At 32.8% G+C, this 7,836-nt stretch carries 5 protein-coding genes; 1 reads left to right on the top strand and 4 read right to left on the bottom strand.

Features of this window, described 5'->3' with window-relative positions; all coding sequences use genetic code 11:
* Positions 1 to 3: 3 nt before the first annotated feature.
* From VJ881_03070 to VJ881_03055, 4 genes are all read right to left on the bottom strand, one after another.
* The gene (locus tag VJ881_03070) at positions 4 to 1,338 is read right to left on the bottom strand and encodes a TldD/PmbA family protein (GenBank protein HKL75025.1); all 1,335 of its coding nucleotides are present in this window, start codon (positions 1,336 to 1,338) and stop codon (positions 4 to 6) included.
* Positions 1,338 to 2,726, bottom strand: coding sequence for a TldD/PmbA family protein (locus VJ881_03065; GenBank protein ID HKL75024.1), 1,389 nt, complete (start codon positions 2,724 to 2,726; stop codon positions 1,338 to 1,340). The genes VJ881_03070 and VJ881_03065 overlap by 1 nt, the downstream gene beginning before the upstream one ends.
* An 86-nt stretch (positions 2,727 to 2,812) precedes the next feature.
* Entirely contained in the window at positions 2,813 to 4,648 is a 1,836-nt protein-coding gene (locus VJ881_03060; protein ID HKL75023.1) for an ABC transporter ATP-binding protein, read from the bottom strand.
* Positions 4,629 to 6,437, bottom strand: a complete 1,809-nt coding sequence (locus VJ881_03055; GenBank protein ID HKL75022.1) for an ABC transporter ATP-binding protein — start codon at positions 6,435 to 6,437, stop codon at positions 4,629 to 4,631. The genes VJ881_03060 and VJ881_03055 overlap by 20 nt, the downstream gene beginning before the upstream one ends.
* A 493-nt stretch (positions 6,438 to 6,930) precedes the next feature.
* Between VJ881_03055 and VJ881_03050 the strand changes: the two genes are divergently transcribed.
* Positions 6,931 to 7,665: an alpha/beta hydrolase gene (locus tag VJ881_03050; protein ID HKL75021.1), complete on the top strand. Its 735-nt coding sequence runs from the start codon at positions 6,931 to 6,933 to the stop codon at positions 7,663 to 7,665.
* Positions 7,666 to 7,836 lie beyond the last annotated feature (171 nt).

Here is a 7,836-nt window from a genome sequence, read left to right as displayed (position 1 = left end):
TATTTATTCTCCAGTGATAGATACATCTTCAAATCTTACATGAGGTAAGCGGAAATTATGAATAAATTGTTTCTTTTTGGTCATTGCTGAAATATTTTTTAATAATTTATATACATTTCCTGCAATCATAACTCCTTTTACCGATTTTACAATTTCTCCATTTTCTATATATTTACCACCTTTAACTACTCCTGAAAAATCTCCACTAACTGGATCTGCATTACCGGAAAAACGATTAACTAAAATCCCTTTATCTGTATCTTTTATAATTTCTTCTAAGTTTTTATCTCCACCATCTATTATAAAGTTAGAAGGTGAAACACCTGGCTTGCTTTGGGCGCCTCCACCAGCATGTCCGGTAGATTCAGAATCCATTTTATGAGCAGTATAACTATTGTGAAGAAAATTAGTCAATTTACCATCTTTAATAATATCCAATCTTTCTGAAGAAACTCCTTCACGATCAAAGGAACGAGAACCTACACCCCCAGCAATATGTGCATCATCAATTACTGATAATTCCGGAATGGCGACTTCTTCTCCGATCTTATCAGTCCAGGGAGAAATACCATTAATTACATTTTCACCATTAACAGCAAAATTCAAAGGTGAAGCTAAAACACTAAGTACTGAAAATGGACTTAGGATTACACTTCCTTCAAAACTTTCTACACTTTCTGCATCAAGTGAATTAACAACTTTCTCAGCTAATTCCTCTGCTTCTTCCTTTAGATTTAATTCTGAAAGTTTACAGGCTGTTTGAAAAGAAAGGTCAAAAGAAGAAACATTTTCACCTTCGCGAGCAAAGGCCATAGCCATACTTTCAAAAACAGTTTTTTCTTCAACAGCTTCTATACCCTTACTGTTAACTATAGCTCTTTTACTTAAACGGGTACTAAAATTAGCAGAATCTAATTTTACTCTTTTATCATAATTTAAAAAACTCTCCACAAATTCTTTACCCTTTTCAACAGCATTAACCAATTTAATATCATCATTTCTTTCATCAACTATATCTTCAACATAATCAATTTCATCTTTTTTAGGTAAAACATTACTTTCATCAGAAGGGGTAACTTCCGCAATCTCAATTGCTCTTTTTAGAACTTTTTCTGCTTCCTCTTCATTTAAAATGTTACTTGAGGAAAAGCCAGTACTTCCATCTTTAAATACTCTAATTCCAAACCCCTGATAAAGATCAGTTTTGGGAATCTGTAAATCACCTTTTTCCCAAACAACATCAAGATTTTTACTACTATTATAAAAAACTTCAACATCATCTATATCCATCTCTTTAGCTTTAGATACTATATTATTTGCAAATTTAATTTCATCCATTATTGAACATCCCCTTCCTGCTTTCCACCAATTGTAACTTTACATCTTAGATGGGGTCCACCTGCATCAACTTTAGCTAATTGTCCTTTACCACAATAACCTCTACCTAAAGCAAATCTTAAATCATCTCCAACAGCATCAACACTATTTAAAACATTAAAAGCCTGACCGGAAATAGTGATTCCTTTTACAGGATCAGTAATCTGCCCATCTTCAATCTTATATGCCTCCTGAACGCCAAACATAAATTCAGCATTGGCATCTGCCTGACCACCCTGACCTAAGCCTTTTAGATAATAGCCATTATCTATCTCGGAAACCATTTCCTCAAAACTGCTGTCTCCTTCTTCAATATAAGTATTGGTCATTCTAATTAATGGCTCATCACGATAGGTAAATGCACGAGCATTTCCTTTAGGTTTTACTGCAAATTCAGCTGCACTTTCTCGATTATGAAGATATTCATTCAAAATTCCATCTTCAATAATAGTAGTTTTTTGGGCAACAGTACCTTCATCATCAACTAAAGTCATCCCTGCTGTTTTTTCTACATTACCATCATCAATCATCGTTACTTTTTCACTGGCAACTTTTTCACCTATTTTATCCTGAACTATAGAACCACTCATCACAAAATCAGCTTCTACAGTATGTCCAATAGCTTCATGGGCTAAAACACCAACTAACATTGGATCTAAAATAACTGTATATTCCCCACCCTGGGCATATTCTGCTTCCAATTTAGTACGGGCAATATTTACTGCTTCTTCTACCATTTCCATCATTGACTTTTCAGCAAAAAGATCATTCCAGCCTCCAGTTACACCAGCTGATACTGATCCAACTTCCTGAGAAGTACCATTATTACCAACAGCAACTACTCCTATATCATGTTTAATATCTTTTACCTCTGCCTGAGTACCTTCAGTATTTAAAATAATCTTCTTATCATTATATTTACTATAATTAACAATTCCACTTATTATATCTTCTTTATTTCTGATTAATTCTTCAGCATTTAAAAATCGATCTATTTTTTCTTTTAACTGAACATCATCACCTTCATCAGCATAAATATATTCTCCCTGGGCCATTTCTCCTTCAGCAATTTTCTCAATCTTTTTCTTGCGGAGAGTACTACCCACTCTAGCTGCAGAAGCAGCTTCTCTTACTGCTTTAGCAAGTGCTTCCTCACTCATATCAGCTGTAGCTGCAAACCCCCAGCAGCCATTAACCAAGCATCTAACTCCAACCCCAGCCAGTGTACTATCTTCTACTTTGCTAACTTCACCATTCTTAATTTCAATACTGGTTTGTTGACGATGATGATATCTTATTTCTGTCCAGTGTTCACTTTTTTCTAAAGCCTCTTTTAATTTTTTTATCACATTCATTCCTCCTTTTCTCAACTCTTCATTATATAAATTCAACAACTTTCAAAAATTACCTTTGTATAATTTAAATTAATTTAAAATTATGCTTTTCTTTCTTCTCTAAATTGAGTAGTATAAAGCTTATAATAGTAACCTTTCTTAGCCAGAAGTTGACTGTGAGTTCCTTCTTCAATTATTTTTCCATTTCTTAAACAAATTATTCTATCAGCTGAACGAATAGTCGAAAGACGATGAGCTATAATAATATTTGTTCGTCCTTTAAGTATTCTTTCAATTGCTTCCTGAATAATTTTTTCCATCTCTGTATCTATGGAAGATGTGGCTTCATCAAGAACAAAAATACGGGGATCAGCTAATACAGCCCTTGCAAAAGAAATAAGTTGTTTTTGGCCAGTAGATAGAGAATCACCACTTTCACCAACTACTGTTTCATAACCATCAGGTAGTTTTTGAATAAAATCATCAGCATTTACTAACTTTGCAGCTCTTTTTATATCCATAAAAGTAGCCTCAAGATCAGCATAAGCTATATTATCTTTGATACTCCCGCTAAAAAGATGTGGTGTTTGTAAAACATAACCAATATTACTCTGTAACCAGAGTTGAGATCTCTTTTTATAATCAACACCATCTATTTTAATTTTACCAGCTTTGGGTTCATAAAAACGACAGGCCAAATTAGCAATTGTACTTTTTCCTGAACCAGTTTCACCTACTAAGGCAATAGTTTCACCTGCTTTTATATCGAGATCAAAATTATTTAAAATAATCTCATCTTGATTATAGTAAAATTTTACGTCTTCAAATGAAATTGATCCTTTTAATGCAGGCCAGTTTTCCTTTTTAGGTTCAAACTGATCACCATATTCTTTGATAACCTTTTCTAAATCTTTTATATCTGGTTCAGTTTCTATCATTGATAAAACCCTTTCAGCTGAAGCCTGGGCAGATTGCAATTCAGCAAAAACCCGAGCCATCTCTCTTACCGGTTCAAAAAAACGAACAGTATAGGCTAAAAATGCAACCAGAGTACCATAGGTTATAGTTCCGCTAATAACACTACTTCCTCCTGACCAGAGAGCTAAAGCTGTACCAATACTACCCAGAGTTAAAACTAAAGGTAAAAAAAGAGCTGAAAAAATTGCTGCTCTAATAGATGATCTTTTCATCTTAGAAGTAAGTCCCTGAAATTCTTTTAAATTCTCCTCTTCTCTTACCAATGTTTTGCTAGTTCTGGCCCCCATTATCCCTTCATTAAAGCTACCGGTAATTTTAGAATTTATTTTTTTAACAACCCGGTAGGCTTTTAAGATTTTATTTTGAAAATATAAACTTAAAATCACCAAAACTGGGACAACACTCAAGGTAATTAAAGCCAATTTGAAATTAAGATAAAACATAAAAGCCATAATTGCTACCATCATCGTAAAACCCCAGACTAAATCTACCAGGCCCCAGGCAATAGTTTCTCCTAATTTTCTAACATCAGAAGTCATTCTGGCCATCAGCCAACCAACAGCTTTACTGTCATAGTAGGAAAGTGACAATTCCTGTAATCTTTTAAATCCAATCTTTCTAATATCATAGGCGATCCCAGTTTCTATTTTACCGGCCAGAGCAATAAAAAAACCTACATTTAAAGCCTGTACCAAAACCAATCCCCCATAAATTAAAGCAAATCGATAAATACCATCAACAGTTTCCGGTACAACAAAATTATCAACAGCATATTTATTTAACATCGGAAAAAGAGCGTCAATTCCAGCCACCCCGACCATAACAAAAGCAAGCCAGAATAGCTCTTTTTTATATACTTTAATATAGGAAAAGAGCTTTTTCCATAACTCAAAATCAAATCTTTTATCATAACTTTCTTCTTTAAAATTTTCCATAATATCACCCAACTTCTCTTTCATTTTTCATTTCCAGTTCAAGAGAATTCTGTATTTTCCAGACTCGCTTATACATCCCTTCACTTTTAACAAGTTCCTGATGTGTACCTCGTTGAACTATTTTACCATCTTCCATAACTAGAATTTTATCTGCTTCAGCCAGAGTTGTAACTCGGTGAGAAATAATAATTGTAGTTACATTTTTATTTCTTTCTTTTAATTCCTGTCTGATAGCAGCATCTGTTTCAGTATCAACTGCACTTAAAGAATCATCAAAAAGTAATATTGGTGGTTCTTTTATTAGAGTTCTGGCTATAGCTACCCGTTGTTTTTGGCCACCAGATAAAGAAACTCCTCTTTCACCAACAAAAGTTTCATATTCTTCATCAAAATTTAAGATAACATCATGAATCGCTGCTCTTCTTGCTGCTTCAAAAATTTTGGCATCATCTGCTTCATCAACTGCAATTCCGATATTTTCTTTCATAGAACGAGCAAATAAAAAAGGTTCCTGTAAAACCAGCCCCACCTGATCCCTAAGATATTTTTTATTATATTCAGTAAGTTCATGACCATCAATTTTTATTGAACCCTGATCATAATCATAAAGACCGGCTAAAAGATAAAGCAAAGTACTTTTCCCTGATCCGGTTGAGCCAAGAATAGCAAGAGTCTCTCCTTTTTCTACTTCAAAAGAAATATCTTTTAAAACTTCTTCCTGCCCTTGATAGGCAAAAGAAACATCTTTAAATTCTATTTTCCCTTTTATTTCTTTATTCAATCCTGCTTCATTAAGGTCTTCTCTATCTTCAGCAAGTATTTCTCCTATTCTTTCTAAAGAAACAAACATTTTACCCATATCAGTCAAAATCCTTCCCATCTGTCTTACCGGCCAGAGAAGCATTCCCTCATATGTTGTAAAAACCACCAGAGTTCCAAGAGTTATGGTGCCGGTAGCTGCCCAATAAGAACCAAAAACTAAAACCGCTCCAATCTGAAACATACATATCAAATCAGAAAGTCCCCAATACCAGGCTAACAAATAGATTAAACGATAGGTTAAATCGCGATGTTTGCGATTCTTTTTATCAAATTTTTCTACTTCATGTTTTTGTTTGGTAAATGCTCTAACAACTCTAACTCCTGTTAAATTTTCCTGTAAAACTGTGGACATTTCAGCTTCAGCTTCATCAGAAAGTTTAAAAGCCTTCTTGATCTTCATAAAAAAGATCACTGCAAAACCAAAAACAATAGGGACAACTGCCATTGATATCAAAGCTAACTTAAAATTAAGTGAAAAAAGTACATAAGCTATAATAGCTACCATAAAAATTGCTCTTCCCACTTCTACCAACTGCATTGCCAAAAATCTTCTAATAGTCTCTAAATCAGAGGTGCATCTTTGAATCAAATCACCAGTTTCAGATTTAACATGATAGGAAAAAGGCAAATGCTGTAAGTGGTCATAGAGAGTATCACGCATATTTTCAGCTACTGATTCAGCTGCTATTGCCGCCCATTTACCTTTAAAATAAAGGAATAAACCTCTTAATCCAGTTAAAATAATTAATAATATCGCTAAAATCCAGAGACTATTCAAAAAGAATTCACGTCCTCCAAATCTATTAATTATATTTATTATCCAGGGAGCAGCTTCAAATTCTTTGCCCCCGATAATATTATCAATAGCTACTCTTAAAACTAATGGATTCAAAAGTGTAAAAACAGTTGCCATTCCAATACTAAAAAGTGACCCTAAGTACAGAAGTTTTTTGCCTTTCATAAATTTAAATAATAATTTCAGATTTTTCATTTTTTCTACCTCACTTTCTTACTAAAAAAACCACAGGCAACAACCTGTGGTTTTAAACTATACATAAAAAATAGTTAAGGTGATTTAAATAAAAATAACCACAGGCAGCACTCACCTGAGGTTTAATTACTTCAGTAATAATTAATTTTTGAATAAAACTTCTCAATGTCAAAAAACCCATTCAGGCCGTGCACAATTATTTGTTTTTAAATATAATTTTTTATTTTCAACTGCAACTACTCTTCTATTAATCATTTCCACGACCTCCTTTTTTATGTAATGATTTTGTTAATATATTAACATTAATTATTATACACTGCTTAGCAAATATTTTCAAGTCTTTTTTTAAGTTTTTTTATTTTTGGATTAATTTTTTTAAAAATAAAGTAAAAAATATAAAAATATCATAGTTCTAAAAGGAATTTAGAGTAATTTATATAATTATTATTATAGATGGATTTAAAAAATAATAAAATACTAAAGGTGGGATATAATGAACTTCAAATATATAGAAAAGAAACTTAGCAATAAATGGATTCAAATTATAATTTCAGGTATAATATTCTTTTTCTTACTTGCATTTATTTTTTTAAGTCAGGGTTATAGTGCAACTAAAGAGGCAGAAGAATATTTAAACCGTGATAATATTTATTTAGAAAATGGAAATTATGTTATTGAAAATACAGAACTTAAAACTAAATCTGCTCTAATTATCTATCCAGGAGCCAGAGTTGATGCAGCAGCCTATTTACCCTTGGCAGAAAAAATATCTCAAACTGGTCTCAAGATATATATTACAAAAATGCCTCTAAAATTAGCTATCTTTGATTCAAATGCTGCTCAAAAAATTATGGATAATAATAAGGATAAAAATTATTATTTAGCAGGTCATTCTCTTGGAGGAGCAATGGCTGCCAGTTTTGCAGCTAATAATAAAGAGAATTTAAGTGGACTAATTTTATTCGCAGCTTATCCTGGTGAAGATACAGTTATTAAAAATTTGCCAGTGCTCTCAATAACAGCAACTAATGATCAGATTATAAATAAAGAGAAATTTGAAAAAAGAAAAGGAAATTTGCCTGATGATACTAAATATATTAGTATTGAGGGAGGAAATCACTCTCAATTCGGCAGTTATGGATTTCAGAACAAGGATGGAAAGGCAACTATTTCAAGAGAAAAGCAATTTGAGATTATAAAAGAAGAGATAAATAAGTTTATAGAATAAATAAATCCCGGGTTTCCCCGGGATAATTTTTTTTATTATCCACCAATTATTTCATCTAAATTGATATCTTTTACCTGATCATAACGATAATCAGCCTTGCCAACCCTCTCCTCAGGGCCAACTCCCACAGCTACCATTCCTGCTGCAAGCGCACCTTCCACACCTGACTCA

The sequence above is a fragment of the Halanaerobiales bacterium genome, from assembly GCA_035270125.1.
Classification (GTDB): domain Bacteria; phylum Bacillota; class Halanaerobiia; order Halanaerobiales; family DATFIM01; genus DATFIM01.
The sequence above is the reverse complement of the archived record's forward strand: the minus strand, read 5'-3'. Positions and strand labels throughout refer to the sequence as shown.